Source organism: Glycomyces sp. NRRL B-16210 (assembly GCF_000719515.1).
Lineage (GTDB): Bacteria > Actinomycetota > Actinomycetes > Mycobacteriales > Micromonosporaceae > Glycomyces.
The window spans coordinates 1-26,981 of record NZ_JOGR01000018.1; the positions used below are offsets into that span (position 1 = coordinate 1).

28 protein-coding genes are annotated in these 26,981 nt (G+C 70.0%); 14 read left to right on the forward strand and 14 right to left on the reverse strand.

Annotated elements, in window-relative coordinates:
* Positions 1-140: 140 nt before the first annotated feature.
* The 4 genes from IF12_RS0121740 to IF12_RS0121760 all read left to right on the forward strand — a co-directional run bounded on the left by IF12_RS0121740 (position 141) and on the right by IF12_RS0121760 (position 5,818).
* On the forward strand, positions 141-578 hold the full coding sequence (locus IF12_RS0121740; RefSeq protein ID WP_030162277.1) for a hypothetical protein: 438 nt from the start codon (positions 141-143) through the stop codon (positions 576-578).
* A 6-nt stretch (positions 579-584) separates the two neighbouring features.
* The gene (locus IF12_RS0121745; protein WP_030162279.1) at positions 585-1,187 is read left to right on the forward strand and encodes a DUF1707 domain-containing protein; all 603 of its coding nucleotides are present in this window, start codon (positions 585-587) and stop codon (positions 1,185-1,187) included.
* Between the two features lie 227 nt (positions 1,188-1,414).
* Positions 1,415-4,492: a S8 family serine peptidase gene (locus tag IF12_RS27090; protein WP_081913839.1), complete on the forward strand. Its 3,078-nt coding sequence runs from the start codon at positions 1,415-1,417 to the stop codon at positions 4,490-4,492.
* A gap of 219 nt (positions 4,493-4,711) precedes the next feature.
* The gene (locus IF12_RS0121760) at positions 4,712-5,818 is read left to right on the forward strand and encodes an arabinan endo-1,5-alpha-L-arabinosidase (RefSeq protein WP_035750007.1); all 1,107 of its coding nucleotides are present in this window, start codon (positions 4,712-4,714) and stop codon (positions 5,816-5,818) included.
* Positions 5,819-5,971: 153 nt separating this feature from the next.
* Here the strand turns inward: IF12_RS0121760 and IF12_RS0121765 are convergent, their stop codons facing one another.
* The 4 genes from IF12_RS0121765 to IF12_RS0121780 all read right to left on the reverse strand — a co-directional run bounded on the left by IF12_RS0121765 (position 5,972) and on the right by IF12_RS0121780 (position 9,692).
* A complete protein-coding gene (locus tag IF12_RS0121765) occupies positions 5,972-6,235 on the reverse strand; it encodes a hypothetical protein (protein ID WP_030162283.1) in 264 nt (87 codons plus the stop codon).
* 354 nt (positions 6,236-6,589) lie between these two features.
* Positions 6,590-8,350 (reverse strand): hypothetical protein, encoded by a 1,761-nt coding sequence (locus tag IF12_RS24505; protein WP_051704745.1) that lies wholly within the window; start codon positions 8,348-8,350, stop codon positions 6,590-6,592.
* Positions 8,351-8,355: 5 nt separating this feature from the next.
* The gene (locus IF12_RS0121775) at positions 8,356-8,673 is read right to left on the reverse strand and encodes a hypothetical protein (protein ID WP_030162287.1); all 318 of its coding nucleotides are present in this window, start codon (positions 8,671-8,673) and stop codon (positions 8,356-8,358) included.
* A 296-nt stretch (positions 8,674-8,969) separates the two neighbouring features.
* On the reverse strand, positions 8,970-9,692 hold the full coding sequence (locus IF12_RS0121780) for a response regulator transcription factor (protein WP_035750011.1): 723 nt from the start codon (positions 9,690-9,692) through the stop codon (positions 8,970-8,972).
* A gap of 364 nt (positions 9,693-10,056) precedes the next feature.
* On the opposite strand from IF12_RS0121780, the gene IF12_RS26350 reads away from it, so the two are divergent.
* From IF12_RS26350 to IF12_RS0121800, 4 genes are all read left to right on the forward strand, one after another.
* A complete protein-coding gene (locus IF12_RS26350; protein ID WP_166659552.1) occupies positions 10,057-11,148 on the forward strand; it encodes a hypothetical protein in 1,092 nt (363 codons plus the stop codon).
* A 65-nt stretch (positions 11,149-11,213) separates the two neighbouring features.
* Complete coding sequence (locus IF12_RS23485; RefSeq protein WP_035750014.1) at positions 11,214-11,936, forward strand: DUF2993 domain-containing protein; 723 nt, start codon at positions 11,214-11,216, stop codon at positions 11,934-11,936.
* A 467-nt stretch (positions 11,937-12,403) separates the two neighbouring features.
* Positions 12,404-13,255 carry a sulfurtransferase gene (locus IF12_RS0121795; protein WP_030162293.1) on the forward strand — a complete coding sequence of 284 codons (852 nt, stop codon included), beginning with the start codon at positions 12,404-12,406 and terminating at the stop codon, positions 13,253-13,255.
* A 197-nt stretch (positions 13,256-13,452) separates the two neighbouring features.
* Positions 13,453-13,764, forward strand: coding sequence for a DUF1416 domain-containing protein (locus IF12_RS0121800; RefSeq protein WP_030162295.1), 312 nt, complete (start codon positions 13,453-13,455; stop codon positions 13,762-13,764).
* Between the two features lie 104 nt (positions 13,765-13,868).
* Here the strand turns inward: IF12_RS0121800 and IF12_RS0121805 are convergent, their stop codons facing one another.
* Positions 13,869-14,366 (reverse strand): carboxymuconolactone decarboxylase family protein, encoded by a 498-nt coding sequence (locus tag IF12_RS0121805; RefSeq protein ID WP_051704747.1) that lies wholly within the window; start codon positions 14,364-14,366, stop codon positions 13,869-13,871.
* A gap of 15 nt (positions 14,367-14,381) precedes the next feature.
* Positions 14,382-15,293, reverse strand: coding sequence for an RNA polymerase sigma factor SigJ (gene sigJ / locus IF12_RS0121810; RefSeq protein WP_208295037.1), 912 nt, complete (start codon positions 15,291-15,293; stop codon positions 14,382-14,384).
* A gap of 84 nt (positions 15,294-15,377) precedes the next feature.
* Here sigJ and IF12_RS24515 point away from each other — a divergent pair, with 84 nt between their 5' ends.
* Positions 15,378-16,025 (forward strand): hypothetical protein, encoded by a 648-nt coding sequence (locus IF12_RS24515; RefSeq protein WP_133884105.1) that lies wholly within the window; start codon positions 15,378-15,380, stop codon positions 16,023-16,025.
* A gap of 17 nt (positions 16,026-16,042) precedes the next feature.
* The gene (locus IF12_RS25915; protein WP_156036879.1) at positions 16,043-16,192 is read left to right on the forward strand and encodes a hypothetical protein; all 150 of its coding nucleotides are present in this window, start codon (positions 16,043-16,045) and stop codon (positions 16,190-16,192) included.
* Positions 16,193-16,204: 12 nt separating this feature from the next.
* On the opposite strand, the gene IF12_RS0121825 is transcribed toward IF12_RS25915, so the two are convergent.
* Complete coding sequence (locus tag IF12_RS0121825) at positions 16,205-17,290, reverse strand: NADH-quinone oxidoreductase subunit D (RefSeq protein ID WP_081913841.1); 1,086 nt, start codon at positions 17,288-17,290, stop codon at positions 16,205-16,207.
* A gap of 196 nt (positions 17,291-17,486) precedes the next feature.
* On the opposite strand from IF12_RS0121825, the gene IF12_RS23495 reads away from it, so the two are divergent.
* The gene (locus IF12_RS23495; RefSeq protein ID WP_035750021.1) at positions 17,487-17,927 is read left to right on the forward strand and encodes a DUF1707 domain-containing protein; all 441 of its coding nucleotides are present in this window, start codon (positions 17,487-17,489) and stop codon (positions 17,925-17,927) included.
* 164 nt (positions 17,928-18,091) lie between these two features.
* On the opposite strand, the gene IF12_RS0121835 is transcribed toward IF12_RS23495, so the two are convergent.
* The 7 genes from IF12_RS0121835 to IF12_RS0121865 form a co-directional block, all read right to left on the reverse strand.
* Positions 18,092-18,514 carry a hypothetical protein gene (locus IF12_RS0121835; RefSeq protein ID WP_030162307.1) on the reverse strand — a complete coding sequence of 141 codons (423 nt, stop codon included), beginning with the start codon at positions 18,512-18,514 and terminating at the stop codon, positions 18,092-18,094.
* Positions 18,515-18,528: 14 nt separating this feature from the next.
* On the reverse strand, positions 18,529-19,035 hold the full coding sequence (locus tag IF12_RS0121840) for a hypothetical protein (RefSeq protein WP_030162308.1): 507 nt from the start codon (positions 19,033-19,035) through the stop codon (positions 18,529-18,531).
* Positions 19,028-19,522, reverse strand: coding sequence for a hypothetical protein (locus IF12_RS0121845; RefSeq protein WP_030162310.1), 495 nt, complete (start codon positions 19,520-19,522; stop codon positions 19,028-19,030). Before IF12_RS0121845 ends, IF12_RS0121840 begins: the two co-directional genes overlap by 8 nt.
* A gap of 96 nt (positions 19,523-19,618) precedes the next feature.
* Positions 19,619-19,942, reverse strand: a complete 324-nt coding sequence (locus IF12_RS0121850) for a WXG100 family type VII secretion target (protein WP_030162312.1) — start codon at positions 19,940-19,942, stop codon at positions 19,619-19,621.
* Position 19,943: 1 nt separating this feature from the next.
* The gene (locus IF12_RS0121855) at positions 19,944-20,348 is read right to left on the reverse strand and encodes a YbaB/EbfC family nucleoid-associated protein (protein WP_030162314.1); all 405 of its coding nucleotides are present in this window, start codon (positions 20,346-20,348) and stop codon (positions 19,944-19,946) included.
* A 339-nt stretch (positions 20,349-20,687) separates the two neighbouring features.
* Entirely contained in the window at positions 20,688-23,090 is a 2,403-nt protein-coding gene (locus tag IF12_RS0121860; RefSeq protein ID WP_133884103.1) for a right-handed parallel beta-helix repeat-containing protein, read from the reverse strand.
* Between the two features lie 272 nt (positions 23,091-23,362).
* Positions 23,363-24,310 (reverse strand): family 43 glycosylhydrolase, encoded by a 948-nt coding sequence (locus IF12_RS0121865; RefSeq protein WP_051704750.1) that lies wholly within the window; start codon positions 24,308-24,310, stop codon positions 23,363-23,365.
* A 319-nt stretch (positions 24,311-24,629) separates the two neighbouring features.
* Between IF12_RS0121865 and IF12_RS0121870 the strand changes: the two genes are divergently transcribed.
* Genes IF12_RS0121870 through IF12_RS0121880 form a run of 3 tightly spaced genes read left to right on the forward strand, consistent with a single transcriptional unit; the run spans position 24,630 to position 26,907 of the window.
* The gene (locus IF12_RS0121870) at positions 24,630-25,373 is read left to right on the forward strand and encodes a LamB/YcsF family protein (protein ID WP_030162320.1); all 744 of its coding nucleotides are present in this window, start codon (positions 24,630-24,632) and stop codon (positions 25,371-25,373) included.
* On the forward strand, positions 25,370-26,020 hold the full coding sequence (locus tag IF12_RS0121875; RefSeq protein WP_197034835.1) for an allophanate hydrolase subunit 1: 651 nt from the start codon (positions 25,370-25,372) through the stop codon (positions 26,018-26,020). The genes IF12_RS0121870 and IF12_RS0121875 overlap by 4 nt, the downstream gene beginning before the upstream one ends.
* Positions 26,017-26,907 carry a biotin-dependent carboxyltransferase family protein gene (locus tag IF12_RS0121880; protein ID WP_035750026.1) on the forward strand — a complete coding sequence of 297 codons (891 nt, stop codon included), beginning with the start codon at positions 26,017-26,019 and terminating at the stop codon, positions 26,905-26,907. Before IF12_RS0121875 ends, IF12_RS0121880 begins: the two co-directional genes overlap by 4 nt.
* The last annotated feature ends 74 nt before the right edge of the window (positions 26,908-26,981 follow it).

Consider the following 26,981-nt stretch of genomic DNA (forward strand, 5'->3'; position numbering starts at 1 on the left):
GGGCGAGGGTGAGGGCGGGGTGGGTGGGGGCGGGGGGGAGGCCCCCGGAGGGCTATCCATGGGCTGAAACAGCGGACCGGGTGTCGGGCGCGGACCGGCTACGATCGGTGCGAGCATTGTTCGATTCGGCGGAGGCGCGAGTGGCGGAGGGGTCCTTCACCGGTTTCGCGCGCCCTGCCGTGCCCACGCCGCAGGAGATCCGCGAGTGGGCGCTCGACCCTTATTCGGTCGCGCCCGAGGGGCGGCAGTGGGATCTGACCCTGGCCACCGATGAGCTGGTCGACTCCTGGCTCGCCCTCGCCGGCGACGCGACCTGCCCGAAGCGCTCCTTCGCGCTCCACGTGCTCTATATCTATGCGGCCGACGCCGTGCGGACCAAGTTCCGGGTCCACTCGCGCAAGCGCGTCGACAAACTCCTCGAGAAGGCGGGCGAATCCGAGGACCAGTATGTTGGACTGTGGGCCGCCAACACCAAGGCGCTCATCCGCCAACCGGACCTGTTCGACTACCACGAATGGTGCAACGGCGGTCTGGTGCGCAGGCCGCGGCGGCTCAACCCCGGCCCGACGAGAAGGTAAGCAGACATGGTCACGCCCGACCCGAACATGCGCGTTTCGAACGCCGAGCGCGAAGCGATCATCGCCAGACTCCACGCCGCCACCGAAGAAGGCCGACTCGACCTCGAAGAGTTCGCCGACCGCTCCCGCCAAGCCTACGAGGCCCGCACCTACGGCGAGGTCGAGCGCCTGCTCGCCGACCTGCCCGACGCCTCCGGGACCCTCTCCGTACCCACCGCCGCCGCCCCCGAGCCCGCCCGGTCGCCCGGGCCGGCGCAGTTGCGCCTCACGCCGAAGGCCTCCTCGATCGAGCGCAAGGGCGACTGGGTCGTCCCGCCGAAGGTCCTCGTCGACGCCAAGTTCAGCTCCGTCAAACTCGACTGCCGCCATGCGGTCCTCGCCGGGGGCAAGGTCGACATCGACTTGGACCTCATCGCCTCCTCCCTGGAGGTGGTGCTCCCCGCCGGGGCCTACGCCGTGGACGACGACACCGACACCATCGCCAGTACGGTCACCAACCGCTCCCCCTACAAAGGAGTCGCGGGAATCCGCTTCTCCTTCGCCGGCAGTGCGAAGGCGAGCTCGGTGACGATCCGACACGAGCGCCGATTCCTCTGGTGGCGCTGGTGAACCGATAAGGCCCTCAATTTCCATTCACTGAATGTCCGACCTGCGGAACGTCCTTTGTAACGGCCGCATAACAGTCATGCCTGATCCCGGCATTCTCCTCAAATGAGGGTTTACACCGAACCTTCCTCGCAATAGGCTCGTTTTCGTGCGCCGCAGCCACGGCTCGCGAGTCGTGGAGGAGTACTCACCCGCGGCGGCGCTCGTCCCCCTTGAGAGGAGCTCATCGCATGGGATCTCCGTCCCTCCGTCTGCTGAGACGGCGCGCGAACACGCGCGCCAGAGGAAGAACCAAGGCCCTATTGGCGGCGGCGTCCATCCCCGTGGTCGTCGCGGCGCTGGTCACCGGGGCCGCACCGGCCTCGGCCGAGCCCCCCGCACTGCCCGAGGTGACTCCCCAGTACTACAAGGAGGCGGCGAACCTCCCGGTCGACTTCGAGGACGGGCACTACATCGTCCAGTTGGCCGCCGAGCCCATCGCCACCTACGAGGGCGGCGAGGCCGGCATCGCGGCCACCGCGCCCGCCGAGGGCGACGTCATCGACTTCGGCGCCGCCGCGGTCGCCGAGTACCGCGACTTCCTCTCCGACGAGCGCGAAGCGGTGATCGCCGACCACGGCGTCGACGCGATCGCCGAATACGACACCGTCTTCAACGGCTTCGCCGCGGACCTCACCGCAGCCGAGGCCGAGGAGCTGGCCGCCAGCGACGCGGTCATCGCGGTCATCCCCGAGACGATCTACCAGCCCACCGGCGGCTCGGGCGCGGTCGACACCACCGACTTCGTGGACCTCGCGGGCCGCCACGGCGCCTGGGACGAGCAGTTCGGTTCGGCCAAGCACGCGGGCGAAGGCGTCATCGTCGGCGTCCTCGACACCGGCGTGTGGCCCGAGAACCCCTCCCTCGCACCGCTTTCGGAGCCCCGCCCCGACCAGGACGTCATCGACGCCAAGTGGAACGGCGCGTGCGACCTCGGCGAGGACGAGGACCCGGCCAACAACGTCGAGTGCAACAACAAGCTCATCGGCGCCCGCTGGTTCGACGCCTGGGGCTACTCCGAGGACGGCTACGCCTCCCCGCGCGACGAGAACGGCCACGGCACCCACACCGCGACCACGGCCGCGGGCAACTACAAGACCAAGGTGACCATCGACGGCGAGAAGCTCGGCACGATGACCGGCATGGCCCCGGCCGCGCGCGTCGCCGCCTACAAGGTCTGCTGGAGCGGCTGCCCCGGCGCCGACCTGGTCGCCGGTATCGAAGCGGCCGTGAACGACGGCGTCGACGTCATCAACTTCTCGATCGGCTCGACCGGCACCCCGGAGTTCGTCGACTCGGTCTCGATCGCGTTCTTCAACGCGGCCGCCGCGGGCGTCTTCATCGCCGCCAGCGCCGGCAACGACGGCCCGACCTCGACGGTGGACCACCAGGAGCCGTGGGTGACCACGGTGGCGGCCTCCACGCACGACCAGACCTTCCGCACCGAGCTGTCCTTCGGCCGCTACAAGGCCACTGCGGCCGGCGCGGTCGGCAAGGCGAACTGGCCGGTGAAGCTCGCGACGGACGCCGCATACGACGGGGTCGACCCCGAGGCGGCGGTCACCTGCGACGCGGACACGCTGGACCCGGCGAAGACCGAGGGTTACGCGATCGTGTGCAAGCGCGGGAACCTGTTCACCGACAACGCGAACCAGATCGCGGCGGCCGGGGGTCTGGCGCTGATCGTGTACGACCAGGAGGACCGCGGTCCGGCCAGTGTGGTCACTTCGCAGTCGGTTCCGGTGGTGCACCTCAGCCATGAGGACGGCCTGGACCTGATCGACTGGGTCGACTCGCAGCGCAAGCCGAAGGTGAAGGTCAAGACTTCGAAGCTGGTGGACCAGAACGCGCCGACGATGGCGGACTTCTCGTCGAACGGCCCCGCGCTGTCGGCCGAGCAGAACCTGCTGAAGCCGGACATCACCGCTCCCGGCGTTGAGATCCTCGCGGGTGTGACGCCGGAGCAGTACGGCGGCAACGACTATGCGACCAACCAGGGCACGTCGATGGCGAGCCCGCACGTCGCGGGTCTGGCGGCGCTGCTGAAGTCGGCGAACCCGGACTGGTCGCCGATGGCGATCAAGTCGGCGATCATGACCACGGCGTACCAGACCAACGCGGAGGGCGACCCGATCCAGCGCGCGGGTACGGACGCGACGCCGTTCGACTACGGGGCCGGGCATGTGGCCGGGGCGGACATGTTCGACCCGGGTCTGGTGTACGAGTCGGTGGCGACCGAGTGGATCCAGTACATCTGCGGTACGCCCGAGGCGTACAAGATCCAGTCGAACTGCGACGCTTTGGGTTCGATCGATCCGTCGCAGCTGAACTACCCGTCGATCACGATCGCGGAGCTGACGGGTTCGTACGAGGTGAGCCGCACGGTCACCAACGTCGGGTCGAAGAAGGCGACGTACAAGGCCGACATCACGGCGCCGGCCGGGTTCTCGGTCACGGTCGACCAGTCGAAGCTGACGCTGAAGCCCGGTGAGTCGGCGACGTACACGTTGACGATCTCGCGTACGGACGGGGCGTTCGGCGACTGGTCGTTCGGTGACATCACGTGGGTGGAGAAGAAGGGCCACAAGACGGTGCACGAGGTGCGTTCGCCGATCGTGGTGAAGCCGACGCAGTTGGCCGCTTCGGACGAGGTGTCGTTCACGGGCGCTTCGGGTTCGGAGACGCTTTCGGGCGGTGCGGGCTTCGACGGCACGCTCGGCGCGTCGGTGTCGGGCCTGGTTGCCTCGCAGGTGGACACGGCGACGTTGACGGACCCGACGAGCGGTTCGTTCCCGGCGGCCGATCCGGTGGAGAGTTCGCACACGGTCGCGTACGAGTTCTCGACGCCCGAGGACGCGGCGCTGGTGCGCTTCGCGACGTTCGAGGAGGATCACCCGGCGGGGACGGACCTGGACCTGTTCGTGTACCTCAAGGACGCTTCGGATGCGTTGACGCTGGTGGGTTATTCGGCGTCGGGCGGTTCGAACGAGTCGGTGACGCTGCCGGGCGGCTACACGTTCGTGGTGTTCGTCGACGAGTGGGCCGGTCCGGTCTCGCTCGAGGCGGAGCTGCACTCGTGGGTGGTGCCGAGTTCGGACGAGGGGGTCCTCGCGGTCTCCCCGGTCGAGCAGGACGTGGTCACGAGCGGGACGTATTCGCTGGACCTGGAGTGGTCGGGTCTGACGGAGGGCGCGCGCTACCTGGGGACGGTCGACTACGCCGCGGACGGTGAGCCGATCGACTTCACGGTCGTGGGCATCGCGGCCTGAGCGGTTGCGCCGCAAGGTTTGAGTTGAGGAAGCGCCCGTCGCATCGGGCGGATCCGCAGGCCGGTCTCCGGTCGGGTCCGCCGCGGCGGGCGCTTTCGCGTGCCGGGTGTTCGCCCGGTTCGTCGGGCGTTGGCGGTGCGGCGGGTGATTGACCGTGCCCTATGTTTTCGATAACATCGACCGGTCTCTATCCATCGAATCTCGGACAAGGCGGTTCACATGACGCGCAAGCGCTCCTCACTCATCGCCGCAATCGGGGCGGTCGGCCTCGCGGTCGCGGGCCTGGTGGTGCTCGCCCCCACCGCGCTGGCCGGGCCCGGCCACGGACACGGGCACGGGCATGGGCACGGCCACGGTCACGGGCCGGGTCATGGACACGGGCCCGGCCACGGGTCGCAGACCTGCGAGGTCGCGGCGCCCGCCTCGGTCGGCGGCGACCTCGGCGCCCACGACCCCGGCCTGTTCGCCCCCTGCGAGGCGGGCGAGCCCTGGTACCTCTTCGCCACCGGCTGGGGCCCGCTCGGCGAAGGCAACGTCACCATCCGCACCTCCGTCGACGACGGCGCCACATGGACCTATGTGGACACTGTCTGGGACGTCAAGCCGCAGTGGCTCACCGACGCCGTCCCCGGCGTCGACAACCTCTGGGCCCCTGAGATATTCCACGACGCCGACGCGGGGCGCTACTACCTCTACTTCTCGGCCTCGACCTTCGGGGACCAGCGCTCGGTGATCGGCCTGGCCACCAACACCACGCTCGACCCGGCCGACGAGGACTACGACTGGGTCGACGAGGGCCAGGTCTGGGAGTCCAACCCGGGCGACCCGTACAACGCGATCGACCCCGCGATCCTGCACGCCGGCGGCAAGCACTACATGGCTTACGGCTCTTGGTGGCAGGGCATCTACATGCTCGAACTCGACTGGCCCTCGGGCAAGGTCGCCTCCGGCGCCGAGCCGGTGCACGTCGCCGGCCGCGGCGGCGCGGGCATCGAGGCCCCCGCGCTGGTCCAGCGCGGCGGCTACTACTACCTGTTCACTTCATGGGACACCTGCTGCGCGGGCGCGGACTCGACCTACAACATCCGGGTCGGACGCTCGACCTCGCCGACCGGCCCGTTCGTGGACGCCGACGGCGTCGCGCTGACCGAAGGCGGCGGCACGCTCGTCCTCGGCGCGCACGGCGGCTACGTCGCCACCGGCGGGCAGTCGATCGTCAACGGCCTCATGGCCTACCACTCCTACCACGAGGACGGCCACTTCGACCTCGGCATCGAGGCGATCGAGTGGACGAGCAGCGGCTGGCCGGTCCTCGACGGCTCCTAGCGGTGCTCGCGCGCCCCGGCTCGGCGATTTCTAGGCCGAGCGGCCCGGACCGCAGGGTCCGGGCGGGAAGGCCTCGACTGGGCCACGGGCGCTTGCGGATCGGTGCCACCACGGCGCCGATCCGCAAGCGCCACAAGCTTGTCCACTCGGCGGTCAGCCGCGCCGCTTCGCGTCCCGCTTGATCCTGGCGGCCTGTCCGAGCGAGGCGGCCGCGGCGATGAGCATGGCGGAGAGAACGGGTGCGGTGAACTTCGGGTCGACCGCGGCGTCGATTGCGGAGAGCACGATCGAGAAGACCACGACCACGGCCACCAGGCCGATGCCGAAGTAGTGCAGGTTCCGCCGCTGGGTCCGCTCCTCCTCGGTCAGCCCTCCGGTGGCGGGCGGCTGCGGCTGCTGGGGATTCGGATAGGTCATGTCGGGCGCTCCAATCGCGTCGGGTTCGGCGCCCACCTTCGGGCGCGCCGTCACGGCCCGGTCATGCCCGCGTCCCCGATCCGCCCTGTGCACGGGAATGCGCCTCTCCGCTCGGCCCCGGCGGCCCGCGCCGCTCTGGGCGGGGGAACGTGTCGACCTACTTGTTCCGACAGCGAAGCCTTGCGCCGCAGGCATACGGCGGGGCCGCGACCCGATGGATCGCGGCCCCGTCCCCAACCGTTCGTGCCGGTCCCTTCCGGGCCCGGCCCGTCTCGCGGCCCCGCCGGTCCCGCCCGGGCGGCGCCGCCCTTTCTTCTCGGCGGTGCCGAAGCACCGCGGAGGTGCTTGCGGCCCTTATGCGTACGGGTCTTCGTCGATGTTGACGACGCCCCAGATGTCCGGGTCCTCTTCCAGCCAGTCCGAGTGCTCGCCCTCGCCCGACTGCTCCCCGCCCATGCCGCCTCGGCCGCCGCCTCCCATGCCGCCCATCATGCCGCCGCCCATGCCGCGGCCGCCGCCGCCTCCCCCGACTCCGCCGCCGAGGCTCGCGGCGCCCTCGCCGGTCGCCGATCCGGCCCCGACCGGGAACTTCCCGCCGCCGCCGAGCGTCGCGAGACTGCCGCCGCTGGCGAGACCGCCGGCCGGGCCGCCACCGCCGCCGCCCAAGCCGCCACCGGTCCCGCCGCCGCTGCCCCCTCCGTCGGGCGGCTCCAGGTCGGTGCCGCCGCTCGGCGGAGCGTCGCCCGGCTCGAACCCGTTGGAGCCCAGGTCGAGGCCGCCGTACGAGTCGGCGAGAATGTCGGAGGCGTCGCGGAAGTTCGACGGGTTCGAGGGCTTCGCCTCGGGCGTGAAGGACCCGGCCGACTCCTCGGCGTTCTGCCAGCGGTTCACCACGTCCTCGTTGGCGATCTTGGACCGGTTGTCGTAGTCCTCCAGGCCGGCGTTGACGTCGGCGGTGATGTTCCGGTCCGCGTCCGCCCTCGCCCACCGCCGCGCCTGATCCTCGGTGGTCTCGGGCTCCTTGTTCTTGCCCTTGGCGAGGTAGTACTGGGTCTGCGCCTCGACGTAGTCCTCGACTTCGTCCACATAGTCCTTGTTGAAGCCGCCGAGCTCCAGCAGGCTCCCGATGAGCCCGCCCTCGTGCTCGCAGCCCGCCGTGATCTGGCAGTTCCCGTTCGAGAACGGGGGCCGCACGTGGACCAGCGGGTCGGTGAACATCGACGTGGCGTCCGAGACCCAGTACAGCGGCGCCGGATAGGGCAGCTCCCCCGAGGCCCCGCCCTGGAGGGCGTACATCTCGTCGGCCTTCTGCTCCAGCAGCCCCACCGCGCCGGACGTGGCGTCCCCGATGTCGTCGCACACCGCCGCGCAGTTGGCGAGGACCACCTCGACCTGCTCGGCGAACGCGTCGAAGTCGGTGCCCTTCCAGTGTTCCGAGAGGTTCCTGAGCGCCGACTTCATCCACGGCGCGATGCCCGTGCCCGGGTCGGTGTCGAAGCCCTCCTTGAAGGCCTGCCAGCTCTCGCTGATCGCCCTGAGCGCGTACCGATTCGGCTGATCGGGGCGGACATCGTTGACGAGCTTCTGAATGTCCTCCTGAGACGGCGCCGCGGTGCCCGCGGTGACCACGCTCAACCCCGAGACCTGGTTGACGCTCGGTATCGCCGACACGAGCTTGATCCACGCGTCCTCGGCCGGGTTGTACCGGTTCTGGCAGTTCGCGTCCGAGCACGGTCGGCCGGAGAGGAACAGCGCTTCGGCGTCCCTGCGCTGGTATTCGACGACGGTCGAGTCGTCGGGGGCGGCGCCGCTCTCCCAGTCCTCGCGCTCGTGTCGACGGTCGTGGCGGTGGCTGTTGCGGTCGTAGTCCTCGCTGTCGCGGCCCGCGTGGCCCTCGTCCTCGTCGCCTTGATCGTCCTCGGACGCTGCGTCCTCGTCCTCGTAGTCCGGGTCGTCATCGGCCTCGCCCGATGACTCCCCTTCGGACGCAACGTCGTCGGGTGCGGTCCCGCTCGGGACGTCGTCCTGCAAGGCGAGGTCCGCGGCCTCGGCGCCCGTGGCCTCGTCCAGGTCCGGCCATGCGGCCGGCTCGGTGTACTGCTGGTTGTCCGACATGGCGGTCAGGCCCCCTTACCGGACAGGTTCGAGGCCGACGTCTCGTCCGTCTCGACGGCGCGCTCGGCGACGCCGTCGACCGTGGCGATGATCCCCGCCAGGTCGGCCCGCAGGTCCTGGAGGTTGGACCAGGTCTGGCGGTGGAATTCCCGATAGGCCTCGCGGGCGGTCGCGGCGCCGTCGAGCAGCCCGAACCCGGGCTCGACGCCGAGCTCGTTGCCGTGCCGCAGCAGATTGATCAGCGACTCGAGGTAGTCCAGGCGGTCCTGCGCGATCTCGCGGAACTCGGCGAGGGCTTCGGGGTCTATGGCGCGATCCGACACGGGGTCACACTCCAAAGGGGCGAGCGGATGGGTCCAAAGCGAGGTCAATTCTATCGACCGAGCGCCACACCCTGGGTACAGAGAGTTGCGGCATATGTCGCCTTAGGACAGGTCTCTGCGGATCTTTACCGAAGTGCGGCTCCACATTCGAGCACCAGTGCGCAGACCAGGCACGGTTCCGCGCATTCCCTTGAGACCAGGGGAAACACCAGCACCAGCGTCACCATTGGACGCAAAAGGAAATGGGCCCGCATAGCGGGCCCATTGTCGATGCATCCGGCGGAAGGAACGTCCGGTCAGGCGTCCACGCGCTCGGGGAGCGGCTCGGACTCCCGGAGGTTCTCCGGCGGCGGCGCGACGAACTTGTAGCCGACCTGGCGGACGGTGCCGATCATCGACTCGTACTCGCTGCCGAGCTTCGCCCGCAGGCGCCGCACGTGGACGTCCACGGTGCGCGTGCCCCCGAAGTAGTCGTAGCCCCACACCTCGCGCAGCAGCTGCTCGCGGGTGAAGACGCGGCCCGGGTGCTGGGCCAGGAACCGCAGCAGCTCGAACTCCTTGTACGTCAGGTCCAGCGGCGTGCCCTTGAGCTTCGCGGCGTAGGTGTCGGGGTCGACGGTGAGGTCGCCGGCGCGGATCACGGCCGGGCCCGCGGCCGTGGCCGCGTTCGGCTTGCCCGTGGCCAGGCGCAGGCGCGCCTCGACCTCGGCCGGGCCCGAGGCCGCCAGCAGGAAGTCGTCGACCCCCCAGTCGGCCTGGAGCGCGGCGAGGCCCGCTTCGGTGACGATGGCGTAGAGGGGCACGGTGAGTCCGGTGGCCTGGAGGACCCGGCAGGTCGCCCGCGCGTCGGCGAGGTCCGACCTCGCGTCGACCATGACCGCGTCGGGGCTGGGGCCGCTGAGCAGGGCCCGCACGTCCCGACCGGCGTAGCGCGCGCGGTGGGGCAGGAGCTCCAGCGAGGGCAGGATCGACTCAGGAGACTCCGGAACGGGATTGGAAGTGAGGATCAGGATTTCCACAGAATTCCTCCGCTGGTAGGTGAGCACGCGACTATCGCTCTTCCCGGCTACGGCGACGGGCGGGCTTACTTGCGGTAGGTGGAGTCCTGGATAAGTGTAAACGGCCACCATTGAAAAGACCAGCGTCACCGCGGCGAAACCTCACTATGCGGGATCGGCTCCTGCAAGGCCCGCGACAAGCGCCGTTCATCTCCCGGACACGCCGCGAACACGATTCCCGTGACGTTGGAGCCCTTCGCGATCCGCGCCCCGACCGGGACCGGGGCTCGCTCGCGCCACCCGAACGGGGCGTTCGGGCCGACACTTCGCACTGCGGCCCTTCGAAGGTGAACGAGGCACAAGGCGCTTGCCGTAGGCTGTGCTCGTGTCGTACAGCCGACCCGACGAGACCTGGGGCTATGAACCGCCCGAGGCGGCCGAGCCTCCCGAGGGCCCCGCCTGGGGCGGGGCCTACGCCGATCCCGATCCGAGCAGGTCCGAACCCGAAGAGCCGGGCCCGGCGAAGGCCGGTCCGGCCGAGAGCGGCCTGCGCCGGTTCCTCCCCGGGCGCCTCGGCAAGCGGACCGGCGGCCCCTCTCCGGCGCGCGCCGCGACCGGCGCGTACCCCGCCGCCGACGAGGCGGTGGACCACACCCTGCCGCCCCCGACCCCGCCGCTGCTGCACCGCCTCCCCGCGCTCGCGGTCACCGTGGTCATCACCGCGGGCCTGATCCTGGGCACCCAGATGGAACGCCCCGTCTACGCCGCGGGGATCGCGGTCCTCCAGATCGCCATGGTCGTGCTCGTGACCTGGGTGCGCAAGCTCGAAGGCGCGTGGGTCGCCGTCGCCGTCGCCTCGGGCCTGGCGATCGCCGCCGACTGGGCCGCCGTCGCCTGGACGCCGGTGTCGCTCATGCCGATCACGGTGCTGCTGGCCCTGGCGTTCGCCGCAGCGGTGATCGGCCAGCTCGTCCGCAAGGACCACGCGGGCGTGACCGAGAGCCTCGGCTTCACCATGCTCCTGTGCGTCGCGGTGTGCGGCTACACCTGCTATATCGCGCTGTCGCGCCTGGGTTCGGCCCCGCCGGCCATGTACTCGGCCGTCGTCGCGGCCGGCACCGCGATCCTCGCCGCCCGCGCGGTCGACCTCGTGATGCCCGACCCCCGCATCAACCGGCAGGTGACGCGCGGCGCCTTCGGCATCGTGATCGGCACCATGTGCGGCACCGCCTCGGCGGCCTACGCCGGACTCGTCATCGAGGGCCCCGAACCCTCCCACGCGGCCATCGGCGGACTGCTCGTCGCGCTCATCGCCGTCCTCGCCGACCTGGCATGCGGCTACTTCTCGGCGGCGCGGCGCATCGACGGCGCCTCGACCGCGCCGGCCCCGATCGTGAGCGCGGCCGGCCCGCTGCTCGCCTTCGCCGTGACGGGGCCCGTCGTGTACCTCTTGTGCGCCTACTACATGATCGACTGACACACCCCGTCCGACGATCCCCCCGGCGCCGCTCGCGAGCCGTGAACGCAACTTGGAGTCCCCTGGTGAAGATCCTCCGCCGCCTCCTCATCACCCTGGTCGTCATCGCCGCCCTCCTCGCCCTGGGCGACCGGGTCGCGAACGCCGTCGCCGAGCGGCGCATCGCCACGGAGGTCGCGGGCACCGCCGCCGACCACGGCGCCTACTCCGACCAGCGCCCGGAGGTCACCATCCACGGCTGGCCGTTCCTCACCCAGGCGTGGTCGGGCGAGTTCGGGCAGATCGACATCACCCTCAAGGACGTGGGCGCGAACGGCCTGGTCTTCCCGAACCTGGAGATGGTCGCGCACGACGTCGAGGCCGACTGGCGCGAGCTCTCCGGCGGCGGCTCGGTCGTCGCGGGCACCCTCGAGGTGAGCGGGACGGTCTCCATCGAGTCGGTCGAGGCCCTGCTGGCCGAGCAGACCGGCTACGACCTGGACATCGACGAGGACGGCAACGCCTCGCTGCGCGCCACCAAGGAGATCATGGGCATGTCCGTGGAGGTCGAGGCGACCGGGAAGATCGTCATCGGCGAGGGCGAGCTGCGCTTCACGCCCGACGCGGTCGAGGCGCTCACCGAGGGCCTGCCCGCCGGCGTCCAGCCCCTCGTCGAGGACTTCGCCTCCGAACTGGGCTCGCGGATCGCGCTGCCCGAACTGCCCTACGGCATCCAGTTGATCGACGTCGCGTTCGACGGGAGCGGCGTGACCGTCTCGGGCTCGGCCGAGGACGTCGTCCTGACCTGACGGTCACCCTGCGTCCCCGCGGGAGTCCGCATCGCGAGAACGAGTGTGGATTCGCGCGGGGAAGTCTGCTAGCGTTCACGCCATGCGCAAGCCGATGCTCACCAAGCGGCGCGCGATCGATTACTGCATGATCGCGGCCACGCTCTGTCGAATGCCGTAGGCGACTCGCCTGGCCCAACGAGGCCGGAGGCAGTCGCCGCACAGCGGCCCAGCGTGCGCGCAACACAGAGCAAGGCTTGCGACCCGTCTCCCCGGACACCGCCTTCACCGCGGTACGGGTGCGAGGTCACATCGGCTTGAATCCGGACACGGCGAATCCCGCGGAGAGCGGATCGGTCGGTCCTGGACGTCCACTGGACGGTCCCTGCTCATCGATGCACCGCACCCCCGCGCACACCGGGCACGCTCTCGAACTCGAATTCGGAACCGAACCAAGTCATTCCATTTACGTTCAGGAGAGTACAGCCATGGCCCGTGAAGACGTGCTGGTCACCGCCGAGTGGGCGGAAGAGAACCTCGACACCCCCGGCGTCGTGTTCGTCGAAGTCGACGAGGACACGTCCGCCTACGACAGCGGACACATCAAGGGCGCGGTGAAGATCGACTGGAAGGACGACCTCCAGGACGCGATCCGCCGCGACTTCGTCAACCAGGAGCAGTTCTCGCAGCTCCTGTCCGAGCGCGGGATCGCCAACGACGACACCGTCGTCCTCTACGGCGGCAACAACAACTGGTTCGCGGCCTACGCGTACTGGTACTTCAAGCTGTACGGCCACGACAACGTCAAGCTCCTCGACGGCGGCCGCAAGAAGTGGGAGCTCGACGCCCGCGAGGTCGTCACCGAGGTGCCCGAACGCGCCAAGACCGAGTACGTGGCGAAGCCGCTGAACTGGGACCTGCGCGCCACCCGCGACGAGGCCGAGGCCGCCATCGGCGTCAAGAACCTCATCGACGTGCGCTCCCCCGACGAGTACGCCGGCCGCCTGCTGGCCCCGGCCCACCTGCCGCAGGAGCAGTCCCAGCGCGGCGGCCACATCCCGACCGCGCTGAGCGTGCCGTGGAGCAAGGCGGCCAACGAGGACGGCACCTTCAAGTCCGACGCGGAACTGCGCGAGCTGTACGTGGAGGAGGCCGGCCTGGACGAGGCCAAGCCGACGATCGCCTACTGCCGCATCGGTGAGCGCTCCAGCCACTCGTGGTTCGCGCTCCGCGAGCTCCTCGGCTACGAGGACGTCAAGAACTACGACGGGTCCTGGACCGAGTACGGCTCGCTGGTGGGCGTGCCGATCGCGCTCGGCGACGAGCCCGGCACCAAGTAACACCGGCGACGGTAGCCACGGCGAAGCCTGCGAGCCGCAAGCGAGCAGCCACGGCGACGCTTAGAAGCCGTAGATAAGCGGCCTCGGCGACGCTTGCGAGCCGTAAATAAGCGGCCTCGGCGACGCTTGCGAGCCGTAAATAAGCGGCCTCGGCGACGCTTGCGAGCCGTAAATAAGCAAGGAAAGGTACAACAACCATGTCTGACAGCTGCGCTGCACCCGATCAGGACACGGCCCTGCCGGCCTCGGTCGATCTTGAGAAGGAGACCGTGCTGTCGGGCACGGTTGTCAACGACGAGGGCGAACTGGTGCAGGGGGCGTACGTGCGCCTCCTGGACGGCACCGGAGAGTTCACCGCCGAGGTGGTGACCGGCGAGGGCGGGCAGTTCCGCTTCTTCGCCGCGCCCGGCAGGTGGACGCTGCGCGCGCTCTCGCGCTATGGCGACGCCACCGGCGAGGTCGAGGCCGCCCGCGGCCTCAACGAGACCAAGCTCGCCGTCAGCCGCTAGCGCGGTGTCGGTGAACCCCTAGACCGACCGGGGCCGATTCAGCTCGTTTCCCAGTCTGGAGGGCGGGACCGCGAAAGCGGTCCCGCCCTTTGCCTTGCCCTCGGCTAGGCGTCGTTCTTGCGGCGGGCGGTCTTGGTGACCGGGTCGTAGAAGCCGGCCGGGTTGCGCAGGATCACGTTCACGCGGTTCCAGGCGTTGATCTGGGCGCACATCGCCACCAGCGCGGCGATCTGCTCGTCGTCGTAGTGCTTGCGCACCGCCTCCCAGGTCTCCTCGCTCACCCCGTGCGGGTTGTCGGCGAGGCGCGCCGACTCCTCGGCCAGCGCGAGCGCGGCCCGTTCGGCCTCGGTGAAGGCGGGGGCCTCGCGCCAGACGGTCACGAGGTTGAGCCGCTCGCGGTCCTCGCCGGCGTGCACGGCGTCCTTGTAGTGCATGTCGGTGCAGTAGCCGCAGCCGTTGACCTGGCTGGCGCGCAGTTTGAGCAGTTCCATCGTGGTGGACGGGACGGGCGAGGAGCTGTGGAAGAGCTTCTCGATGGCGAGCATGGCCTGGTAGTGGGCCTTGCCGAATTCGGTCTCGGCGTAGGTGAGTCGCGGTTCCATGGTGTTTCCTTCCTGTCAGTGCCCGCGGGTGGTGCGCAGGCCGTGGAACTTCTCGGGGTTGCGGATCATGTCGACGGTGCGGATGCGTCCGTCGCGGATGCCGAGGGCGGTGACGCTGGAGACCTCGCCGCCGACGAGCATGAGGACGGCGAGGCCGCCGTTGACGTGGGTGATCCGTTTGACCTGGTCGGGGTATTTGGCGTTGACGCCGATGAGGAAGCGGGCGATCTTGTCGGCGCCGTGGACGGGTTTGCGGGCGGCGCTGACGAGTCCGCCGCCGTCGGAGGTGAGGACGGCGTCGGGGTCGAGGAGGGCGAGGAGGCCTTCGAGGTCGCCTTCTCGGCTGGCGCGGGCGAAGGCCTCGACGGTGTGGCGGTGCCGTTCGGGGTCAACGTCGAAGCGGGGTCTGCGGGTCTCGATGTGGTCGCGGGCGCGGCTGGCGAGTTTGCGGCAGGCGGCGGGGGTGCGGCCGAGGGCGGCGGCGACCTGGTCGAAGGTGTGGCCGAAGACGTCGTGGAGGACGAAGGCGGTGCGTTCGGCGGGGCTGAGGGTCTCGAGGACGACGAGCATGGCCCAGGAGAGGGAGTCGGCGAGGCTGAGGGTGTCGGCGGGGTCGGGGGCGGTCTCGACCGGTTCGGGGAGCCAGGGGCCGATGTAGGTCTCGCGGCGGTGGCGGGCGGAGCGGAGGACGTCGAGGGCGAGGCGGGCGGTGGTGGTGACGAGCCAGCCGGTGAGGTCCTCAATCTCGGCGAGGTCGCTTCGCTGGAGTCGCAGCCAGGCGTCTTGGACGGCGTCTTCGGCTTCGGCGACGGTGCCGAGGAGTCCGTAGGCGACGCCGACGAGGCGGGGTCGCAGGGCTTCGAATTGGGCGGCGGCCTCCTCGGCGGTGGTCGCTTCCGGTTCGTTCATGCCTGGTGGACGGGACATGGTTCAAGAGTGTGACATCCGGTGGCCGGTTGTGACGGGTATCGCGGCCGAGGGGGCGGGTCGGGGTAGGGCAGACTGTCAGGCGTGTTCTCGAACGTCTCGGCGCGGTGGCGCCGCCGTCTGCGCGTGGCGGTCGTGGTGTGGGCGGCGTTGCTGGTGGTGTTGGCGTTCGCGGGGTCGCGGGCGACGGTGCGGGAGCAGGTGCCGGCCGCTGAGGCCCGTGCGGTGATGGACGCGGTGGTGGGTGAGGCGGCTTCGGTGTTCTCGGGTGCGGCGGTGCTGGCGGTGGGGCCGTTGGGTTGGGAGTCGTGTCAGGTGACGCCGGCGCGGCCGGGCCTGTCGTTGACGCGGACACTTCAGGTGTCGGCTGCGACGGTGGTGCAGGTGGAGGCGCTGGTTGAGCGGTTCGGGTTGCGGCCGTTGACGTCGGGGCCGGACGGGGTGTCGTGGTCGGGCGAGTCCGCGGGTTATGTGAACGTGCGGGTGACGGCGACGAGCGCGGAGCCCGCGGCGGGGCGCTGGGTGGATCCGGTTGCGGTGCAGGCGTCTACGGGTTGCCGGCCGTTGGACGGTCCGGTGGGCGTGTTCGCGCCGACGCCGCCGTTCGGCGCGGAGGCGTCGTGGGCGTACGGGTCGGTGCCGTGTCCGGACGGGAGGTCGGTGTCGAGTTGGACCGAGGCGGTTGCGGCCGAGCCGTTCCGGGTGCACGAGACGACCGGCGGCTGCGTCTGATCCGGAGCGCGCCGTCCGTGCCCGGAGCGCCGCACAAACTGACGGTCCATTCAGCACCCGTCCTGAACCCGATCGCCCCGAAGCGCCGTGCCGACTCGATCGCCTTGCGGATCGGCCCGATGGGCCTCCTCGCGCTCGTCCCGGCCTTCAGCGTCGTGGGCCTGTAGCGTTGCGGCGCTTCACTTGTCGATGTCGCCGACCACGAAGAACATCGAGCCGAGGATCGCGATCATGTCGGGGATGAGGCACCCGGTCAGCAGGGTCGCGAGGGCCTGCACGTTCGCGTAGGAGGCGGTGCGCAGCTTCAGCCGCCAAGGGGTCTTCTCGCCCCGGCTCACCAGGTAGTACCCGTTGGCGCCCAGCGGGTTCTCGGTCCACACGTACGTCTCCCCCGCCGGCGGCTTGAAGATCTTGGGGAGCTTGACGTTGACCGGCCCGTCGAGTCCGGCGGCCCGGTCGAGGCAGGCGCGGGCGAGGTCGATCGAGACGGCCACCTGGTCGAGCAGGCACAGGAACCGCGCGTGGCAGTCGCCCTCGGTGCGGACCACGACCGGCACGTTCAGTTGGTCGTAGGCGAGGTAGGGCTCGTCGCGTCGCAGGTCGAAGTCGAGGCCGCTGGCGCGCGCGACCGGCCCGCTCACCCCGTACGCGGCGGCGGTGGCCGCGTCGAGCACGCCGACGCCTTTGGTGCGGGCCGCGAAGATCTCGTTGTGCCGCAGCATCTTGTCGAGCCGGACCATGCCGGTCTCGACCTCGTCGAGGGCCTTGCGCGCCCGGTCCTCCCATCCGCCGGGCACGTCGTCCTTGAGGCCGCCCACGCAGTTGTACATGTAGTGGACGCGCCCGCCACTGGCCTCCTCCATGACCGCCTGGAGGCGTTCGCGTTCGGTGAAGGCGTAGAACATGGGGGTGATCGCCCCGATCTCGAGCGGGTACGAGCCGAGGAACATCAGGTGGTTGAGCACCCGGTTGATCTCGGCGAGGGCCATGCGCAGCCACACGGCCCGCTCGGGCGTCTCGATCCCGGCGAGGCGCTCGGCGGCGAGGGCGACGCCGAGTTCGGAGGAGAACGCCGAGAGCCAGTCGTGCCGGTTGGCCAGGAGCATGATCTGGCGAAAGTCGCGCACCTCGTAGAGCTTCTCGGCGCCGCGGTGCATGTAGCCGATGATCGGCTCGCACGCGGTCACCCGCTCGCCGTCGACGCGCAGCCGCAGCCGCAGCACGCCGTGGGTCGAGGGGTGCTGCGGCCCGATGTTGAGGACCATGTCGGTCGCCTCGGTGCCGGCGCCGACGCCGACGATCACTTCCTCGCGCTCGCTCACCGACCCATCGTCTCAGTTCCGGCCCGGCCTGGGAAGTGGCGACGCGGCTCGGGCCGCCTTGGAGGCTCCGGTTGCGTTGCCGGAGGTTGCCGGGCCCTGGCATCCTAGGGGGAGCATCCGACTATGGAGGAGTGCCCGAATGGACCGCGATCAGATGCGCGCCTCGGAGTCCGACCGGCAGGTCGTCATGGAACGTCTGCGCCAGGCGGTGGAGGAAGGGCGCTTGGACGTGTCCGAGTACCAGGATCGCGTCGACGCCGCCATGCAGGCGCGGGTCTACTCCGAGCTCGACCTGCTGCTCTCCGACCTCCAGCAGTTGCCGCCTCCGGGTTTCTCGGCCCCGCACGAGCCGACGGCGGTCATGCCCGCGTCGTTGTCGAAGGCGAACCAGCAGCTGCGCGACGGCATGGGCGGCGGCACGGAGAAGAAGTGGAAGATCACCGGGGTCGCGGCGGGCATCATCGCCCTGGCGGCCCTCACGGTCTTCCTGGTCGCCCCTGAACTGCTCATGTACATCGCGATCGGCGTGCTGGTCGTCCTGGTCCTGTTCGTCGTCGCGGCCCTCGCGGGCCTGTTCTGACCCCGCGCCCCTGCTCGTGAGCCGCCTGGCCGAGGCGGCCCGCACGATCGCCGCGCTGCGCGAGACCGGCGCCGTCGAGGCGCTGGAGGCGCGCTGGGAGGCGCTGAAGGCCGGAACGGCGAAGGGGCGGCCCGGGTCTCCCCGTCCGCCCCTGGTCTTGCCCGCTATGCGGGGTCGATGTCGCAGTTGTTCAGGGCGCCTTGGCGAAGGACGTCGAGGGCCCGCTGGGAGACGACGAGGCTGCCGTTGGCCGAGGCCCCGAAGTCGTCCGATCCGGCGCGGCCGGTCAGCTGGAGCCACTGGAACTTCGGCAGGTCGATCGGCCCGCCCGCCAGCTCCTCGGCGTCCTCGCCGAGCACCACGTCGGCCGCGGCGAGGCGGTACCCGTTCAGGCCCGCGCCCTCGATGAGGCCGGCCAGGTGGTCGGTGACGACGAAGCAGGGCGTGGACTCGAGGATCTCGTCGCCGAGCCAGTCCTGGACCACGTACTGGAGCCGCGACACGGCCGGCGGGTGCACCGAGGTGTCCATGACCGTGTCGTCGCCCAGCTCACCGGCGACCTCGGGCCCCAGAAGGTAGTAATTCATCAGCGCATCCTAACTTATGGGACGGACGGGGTGAAGTTCGTGCCGAGCTTGAGGTCGACCTTCGTGGCGTGGTCGAGGATCTGCTGGCGGGTCGCGTTCGGGTGGTCCTTGTAGAACTGGTTCCACTCCTTGCGGATCTCGCTCAAGTGCACCCGGCTGTTGACCTGGCCCTTGGGGATGCCGCGGAGGTTCTCCACCGAGTGCAGCTCCCCGGGTTTGAACCGCCCGGGGTAGCGGCGCAGGACCTGCTGCTCGACGGCGTGGTGGACGACGACCTTGCCCTTCCGGTCCGGGTGCTTCTTGAAGAAGTTGCCCTTGTAGTCGGTGTTGGTGGTCGTGCCGACGCGGGCGCGGTGCGTGGTGCGCCTGCGGATCTGCGGCTTGCTCTTGATGGTCGTCTTGACCCATTTGCCGCCGCCCTTGCCGGTGCGGAAGAACTTGGTGTTGCTGATGAGCCCCGCGATGAGCTTGGCGCCCTGGGCGGTCGCCTTGCGCGGGGGCCGGACGCGGGTCCTAGCCATTGAGCACCGCCTCGATCGCCATGTTGAGCAGCTGGTCGATGAGGAAGGAGGTGATCATCTTGAAGATCGGGATCTGCGCGAGCGAGGCCCCGAAGGTCACGACGGCCGTGGCGATCGCCTGGGCGATCTGGATGGCGAGCGTGATGAGCTGGACGATCATCTGCATCTTCAAGGCGAGCACGACGCCGGCGGCGATCATGAGCCCGATGCTGATGATGTTGGAGGGCTCGCCGATGTCGGCGATGTTGCGCACGGCCGACTCGCCGTCCTCCCACTCGGAGCGGAAGGCGTCGATGTCGTCGCTGCGGTTGTTGTCGATGACGGTCCGCGCGGCGCTCTCGAGCTGGTCGATCGCGCCGGAGATCGTGTCGGCGAGGCCGGTCCAGTTGCTGCCGAGGTCGAACAGCTTCGTCTCGTCGGACTCGGGCCAGTGGTAGCCGAGCATGGAGAGCAGGCTCGACAGTTCGGAGGGCAGTGACAAGCCCACGGGGGCCTCCTTCGTAGGGAGTGGGACACGGAGCGTTATGAAGGAGTTGATGCGGGCCGGTGCCGGCGGCCGTTGGGACGTGAAGGGAGAGGAGGGTCAGCCGCCGAGTTCGGCGAGCAGTTGCATGAACAGCGCGGCGATGTCGTTGTCGGCGGCCTCGTGGTCGTCGGCCATCTCGCGCAGGCTGTTCGCGTAGTCGAGAAGGTCCTCGATGTTGGTGGTGATGCACTCCATCAGGGCTTCCATGACGACCTGGTGGGCGATGTCGAGGAGGGAGCCGATCGCGTCGCCGCCGAAGCAGTCGCTCAGTCCCTCTACGGCGGAGCGGAACTGGTCGACGACGGCCTGGACGGCGTCGGTCGCGGCGTCGAGTTCGCCGGCGCCCCTGCGGATCGATTCGAGATCGAGTTGGACCGCCATCTCAGCTCCCCCCTTGCAGTTTCTTCATGACGGAGCTGATCTGGGCCGACATCTCCTGCATCTGGCGCAGGCCCTGGTCCTGGATCTTGGTGACCGCTTCGCCGAGGGCTTCGAGGTCGGGCGCGGCGGCGTCGGGGGCCAGGGACTCGGCGCGCGCGTCCAGCGCGGTGTTCACCGCTCTTCGGATCTCCTCCTCCAGGAACTCGGTGCCCTCCTTGAGCACTCGGACCTCGACGAACTCGAGGCGTTCGAGGCGTCCGTCGGAGCCGAGGACGACTTTGATGCGCCCGTCGGCCGCTTCTGCGGTGACGGACGGGACCTGGTGGTCCTGCTGCTGCTGTTTGACTGTGTCGAGGGCCGTGCGGGCGTCTGCCAATTGCTGGGCGATCGCGTCCTCACCGAACATGCCGCCTCCGGGGTTCTCAGTGGACTCGGTACGGCTATCAGCATAGACCGGCACGGCCACTTCCAGGTCCCCAAAAGATGCCGTCTTACCAGGGGATTCGATGGCACCATCAACCCTGTGTAATGGTGTCGTACCAACCATTTTCGGCCCTATTCCGGGCAGAGAAGACTCCATTGTGCGCCGGTCACGGGAGCCACTGCACTGTCGCCCCAGAACATCGAATTCGCAACTGCGATGGCTTCAGGACACCTTGGTCACAGGATTCGGCGGTCGAGTGGCGGCACGGAACACCGATCGCCACCGGCGGAGGAGCGGCCGGTGGCGATCGGTGCGGATTGCCTATTTGCAGTGGGGCTTGCCGTGCCCGTGGTGCGGATTGCGGCCGTTGTGCTTGCCGTGCGGCTTGCCCGAGGCCGGGAGGGCCCCGACGTGCGTGCCGTCCGGGCCGGCGCAGCCGAGGAAGGACTTCTTGGTGAGGCGCGTGAACCTGCCCCAGTCGATCGAGCCGTCCTTCTTGCGGCTGTAGGCGTCCGGCGCGGTCAGGCTCGCGAACTCCTTCGCGGTGACCTTGCGGCCGTCGCTGTTCTTCGTTGACGTGCCGTCGAACAGGAAGTTCGTGGCGTCGACGTCGCCGGAGACCGCGTCGGGCCGGTTCTCGTCCCTGATCGTGGTGCGCAGCGACAGGTTGCCGCGGAAGACGCCCTGGTCCTCCGGCGCCACATACGGGTTGATGCGGAAGATGAAGTTGTACCGCTTGTTGTCGATGGCGGTGTTGTTCGTGACCGTCAGGCGGCCGGGGTTGAAGTTGTCGGAGAAGCCGTCGAGGTTGTTGTCGAAGGCCAGGTTGCCGACGGCGACGTGGTCGACCGGGAGGCCCTCGCCGCCGAGCTTGAAGCCCACGCCGAGGTTCGAGTCCTCGAAGTACCCGTCCGAGAGCTTCCCGTTGGAGTAGGCGATGTTGCCCTCCAAGGTGATCGGGAGGTTGGCGCCCTCGTTGGTGCGGTTATACAGGTCCCAGCCGTCGTCGATGTTGTGGTGGGAGATGTTGCCGCGGAAGACGTTGTCCGCCCCGACGCCGAGCTTGGCCGCGAAACCGTCAGCGTTGCCGTCGGCCGGGTCGCGGTTGTCGTGCGACTCGGAGTTGAGCACCAGGTTGCGCGATGGCCAGTAGGCCGGGTCGGTGCCCGTGCCGTCGAGCTGGAACCCGGTGTTCCCGTTGTAGCTGAACACCATCTGCTCGATGACGTTGTCGTTGCCCTCGACGCGCATACCGTGCCCGGCCGAGTTCGTGAGCTCGAGTCCGTAGACGTGCCAGTGGTCGCCGTTCACCTGGATGATCTGGGCCAGCTCCCCGCCGCCGTCGATCACGACCTTCTCGCCCTTGTACGCGGTCAGCGTCTTCACGCCGTCCGCGGTGCCCGAGTAGGCCTCGCCGATCACGATGGAGGATTCGGGCGTGTAGGTGCCGCCGCGGAGGAAGACCTTCTCACCCGGGTTCACGTACCGGATCGCGGTGTGGACGTCGAGCGGGTCCTTCTTGGTCCCGGCGGCGTCCGGACTCCCGTCGGGCGCCGCGAAGAGGCCCTTCCCGGAGTCGTAGACGCGCTTCTCGACGGTGAGCTCCCGCGTGATCGGCGTGTCGTCCGGAGCGCCCTCGGGCGTGTAGGTCGCGGTGAGTTCGGTGGTGTCGGCGGTGAGCGCGACCGGGTGGGACCAGACCTCGCCGCCCGAGACCGGCGCGTCCTCGACCAGGGTCGCGCCGTCGGCGGCGAGCGTGATGGCCCCGTCGTAGTTGCCGGAGGCCTTGAACTCGTACGCCTCGGTGCCCGAGGTCGGGGCCGACAGCAGCGTCAGCTCGGCGCCCGGCTGCGGCGCGACGACGGGCGTGCGCGGCTGCGTGTTCGCCTCGGACAGGGTCAGGCTCGCGTTGTTGATGCGCACCAAGGCGTTGCGCGAGGCGAAGAACCCGACGGTCATGTTGTCGGGGTCGATGTCCTGCACCCAGTCGGCGCCTTCGAGGATCTCCTCGAAGGTGACCGGCTCGTCGAGGTGGGTGAGCGTCACCGACATGATGAACGCGGTGTCGGTGCGCTCCAGGCGCATCGTGACCGGCACGCCGCGCGGGACCTCGTACTGCGGGTCGTCGGTGAAACCCGTCGAGGACCAGTTCGATCCGGGGTTGCCCCACGGTTCGGTCACGCCGGTGCGCACGATCGGGCTCGGGCCGTGGCGCATCATCGAGACGCCGGCGAGGTTGGAGGCGGCCGGGACCTCCTCGAAGCCCTCGACCATCGGGTCCTGGCGGGGGCCGCCGTTGAGGTCGCGGACCATCAGGCCCGCCCCCTCCTGGCCGTTGGGATTCGCGCCGTTCTCGGGCCCAAGCTGGTCGACCGTGACGTCCGCTTCGAGCACGAAGTTGTACTCGTTGGGGTCCAGGTCCACATAGTAGAAGACCAGGCCGTCGTGGCCGGGCGCGAGTTTGCCACCGCGGCTTTCGAGGACGATCTCGCCGTCGATGGTGCCGGGGAACTCGGGCTCGGCGTAGTTCGCGCCGACCTTCTCGGGCAGGACGTTTGAGTTGAAGTTGAGGTCGGTGGACTGACCGAAGGCGATCTGCTGCCAGACCGGTTCGGGTTCTTGGGCCTGGGCCGCGGTGGCGTTCACGAGTCCCGCGACGAGCATCGCGGCGGACGCGACGGCTACGGCAGCAGGCCGGCCTCGCGTTTTGGCAATCGATTGCATTTACACTCCATTGTGCGGTGAGGGGATGGGCGGGAGGGGGTGCCACATGGAGGCGTCGCCGGGGTCCGGCGAGTGGCGCCGCTGCGACCGGACGCGAGCCGGGTCGACGACGGGTGCATCGCGGACGAGGCGGATCGCGGCCGTGCGAGCGGCGAGATCAGGCTTTCGTTGGGACAGTGCTGTTGATGGAACAGTCTAGAGAGCGCTTGCCTAGAATGTCAAGGTCGTCGATATGTCGATCGAGCTGGCGACCCGGTTTCGCGCGCCCGGCCTCAGGCGCGGCCGCCGCGGAAGGCCGGCGCCAGGTCGGGATCGGGCAGGTAGTCGAAGTGCTCGTCGCGGTCGCAGCGCAGCCAGCCCTCGCGCACGTGGAGGCGCGCGACCTGGACGGTGGAGCGGCGTCCGCCGCCAGGATGCGTGAAGTAGTAGAGGAAGGCCTCGTCGGGGCCTTGGGTTAGGGCCATGGCGTGGTGGCCGAGCGCCTCGTCGAAGGCGCGCCTGCCGGGACCGGCCAAAAGCGGGATCGGTTGGCGGTGCCAGCGTTCGAGGTCGGTGGAGCGGTGGACGAGGAGCCCCGACCACCCGTCGGTCACCATCCAGTGGACGCCGCCGAGCGTGAACACGGTGGGGCCCTCCTGTGCCTGGTCGGTCACTGCCGGACCGCAAGGGGCCCAGGCGTACAGGTCCTCCGAGTCCGCGGCGTAGACGTGGCTGCCGCGCCTTTCGTCTTTGAACCACATGCGCCACTTGCCGTCCGGGAGGCGGTGCACGGTGGCGTCGATGGCGCGCTCGGAGTCGAGGTCGAGTGTGGACTGATATGTCCAGGCGTCGAGGTCCTCCGAGGTGTAGTGCCGGATCTCGGCGGGGCCGGTCCAGTCCTCGCGCACCCCTTCGAGATAGGTGACGTACATGTGCCAGGTGCCGTCGTGGCGCAGGATCTCCGGGGCCCACCAGGTGTTGCCCGAGGCGCAGTCGGGGCCGGCCTGGGTGCCGACGTACGTCCATTCGCGACCGTCGGGGCTCGTGGCGTGGCCGATGTCGGTCCCGTGGACCCAGGCGACCCCGGCGTCGGGCTGGTTGGCGCGGCGCTGGGTGTAGAAGAGGTGCCAGAGCCCCGAGTCCGGGTCGAAGACCACGGTCGGGTCGGTGGGCCCGTCGAAGACCGGGTCGGTGAACAGCGGGGCGGGGGCGCTTCGCGGGCTCGGGTTCGGACCGGTCATGGTTCCTCCAAGGGGAATTCGGCGGCCGAGGGTGGCCGGGCCCGGTGGGGTGCTTGAAATCTAGCGTCGGAAAACGTTTGCCGCAACCATCATCCCACTACCCCCGGCCGGGCCGCAGGCACGGCCCCGCCTCGGTCCCACCTCGACTCCGGCCCGGTTCGCACCGGCCCGATCCCGCACCGCTGCCGAGGGGATGGCACAGGAGCCGGTTGCGTCTTGTGCCCGTCCGCGGCTTCGGTACCCCTCCTGCCCGTGCGCGAGCATTCAGCCGGTCTTCCCGAAGCGCCCGAATACCCCGCGCTCCGGTACCGTTGGACGCATGGACCTCAACGCGGATCTGGGGGAGGGTTTCGGCCGCTGGGAGCTCACCGACGACGCCGCGCTGCTGCGCATCGTCACGAGCGCCAATGTCGCGTGCGGTTTCCACGCCGGGGACCCGGTCACCCTGCGCCGGGTGTGCGCCCTGGCCGCCGAGTCGGGGGTGCGGATCGGCGCCCAGGTGTCCTATCGCGACCTTCCGGGCTTCGGCCGGCGCGAGATCGACGTCCCCCCAGAGGAACTGGCCGCCGAGGTCGCCTACCAGATCGGGGCCCTCAGGGTCTTCGCGGAGGCCGCCGGGTCGGCTGTGTCGTACGTCAAACCCCATGGGGCCCTGTACCACCGGGCCGGTCGCGATCCGGTGCAGGCCGCGGCCGTGGTCGAGGGCGCGCGCCTGGCGGGCGTCGCGACCGTGCTCACCCAGCTCGGCAGCGAGCTCGACCGGACCGCCGCGCGGGCCGGGATGCGGGTCGTGGGCGAGGCCTTCGCCGACAGGGCGTACCTGGGCAACGGGCGCCTGGTCGCCCGCGGCCTCCCCGGGGCCCTGCTCGAACCGGCCGCGGCCGTGGCGCAGGCGCTCGACCTGGCGGTCGACGGCGCGGTGACGGCCATCGACGGCACGCGCACTCCGATTGCGGCGGCATCGATCTGCGTGCACGGCGACGGCCCCGACGCGGTCGCGGTGGCCGCATCCATCCGGGCTACATTGGACGAACGAGGCATCGACGTGGAGGCTTTCTCGTGAGCACCGGAAGAACCACCGCCCCTCGGCTGAGGCCGCTCCCGGCCGGGCCGCGGGGCATCCTGATCGACTGCGGCACAACGGCCGCGGCGCGCGCCTGTTATCGCTCGCTCCAGAACCGGCGCATGTCCGGGCTGCTGGAGGCCGAGGCGCTGGTCCCGGGTGCGACGACCGTGCTCGTCGACGGGGTCGACGAGCCCGAGCTGCTGGCGGCTGAGCTGCCCCACTGGCCGATGAACGAGGAGCCCGAGGCCTCGGGCGAGTGCGTCGAGATCCCGGTCTGCTACGACGGTCCGGACCTGGAGGCGGTGGCCGCGATGTGGGGCGTGCCAGTCGACGACGTGGCCGACGTCCACTCGGGCATCGAGTACGAGGCGGCGTTCTGCGGGTTCTCCCCCGGGTTCGCGTATCTCGAAGGGCTGCCCGAGCGGCTGCGGGTGCCGCGGCGGGAGAACCCGAGGACGGCCGTCCCGGCCGGGTCGGTGGCGGTCGCGGGCCCCTACACGGGGGTGTATCCGCGTTCGAGTCCCGGTGGGTGGCAACTGATCGCGACGATGACGAACCCGGGGCGGCTGTGGAACGAGCACCGCGAGCCGGCGGCGCTGCTGGTGCCGGGCACGCGGGTGCGGTTCGCGGCGGTGCGGGTATGAGCGCCGTCGAGATCCTGCGCGCGGGCGTGCTGACGACCTGCCAGGACGCGGGGCGGCCCGGCTGGGGGCACCTGGCGGTGCCGCCTTCGGGCGCGGCCGACCTGCCGTCGTGGCGGTTGGCGAACCAGTTGGCGGGCAACCCGACCGGGGCGTGCGCGCTGGAGACGACGTTGAACGGCTGCACGGTGCGGACGCACCGGGACGTGACCGTGGTGGTGGGCGGGGCGCCGTGCCCGGTCACGGTGGACGGGCGCCCGGAGGCGTGGGGGCAGCCGGTGAAGCTCAAGGCCGGGTCGGTGCTGGACGCGGGGCCCGCGGAGGTCGGGGTGCGGTCGTACCTGGCGTTCTCCGGTGGGCTGCATCCGAAGTCGAGCCTGGGATCGCATTCGACGTGCCTGCTCTCGGGGCTCGGGCCGGACCCGCTGCGGGTCGGCGACACGATCCCGCTGGGGCCGAGCCTGGCGCATCCGCCGCTGCCGACGCAGTGGCCGGCGCCGTGGGCCGGGGTGAGCCCGGAGCTGGTATTGAAGCTCCATTTGGGACCGAGACTGGAGTGGTTCCGGCCCGATGCGGCGGCCGAGCTGGCGCGCGGGGTGTGGACGGTGTCGGAGCATTCGAACCGGATCGGCCTGCGGCTGGAGGGCCCACCGTTGCGGCGGGTCGACCCGGCGGCGGAGCTGCCGAGCGAGGGGATCGCGTCGGGGTCGCTGCAAGTGCCGCCGGACGGGCAGCCGATCCTGTTCGGCGCCGACCACCCGACGACAGGCGGCTACCCGGTGATCGGCGTGGTCGGCCCGCAAGCCCAGGCCGCCGCGGCGCAGGCCCGCCCGGGAACGAAGATCAGATTCGCCCCGATCCCGATCCCACAATGGAGCAGAAGCGCCTGACGGAAGCGAGACTCGCGCCAGGCGCTTCTTACGGGAGCGTGACTCACCTCGGGCGCCTCTGGCGGGAGCACGCC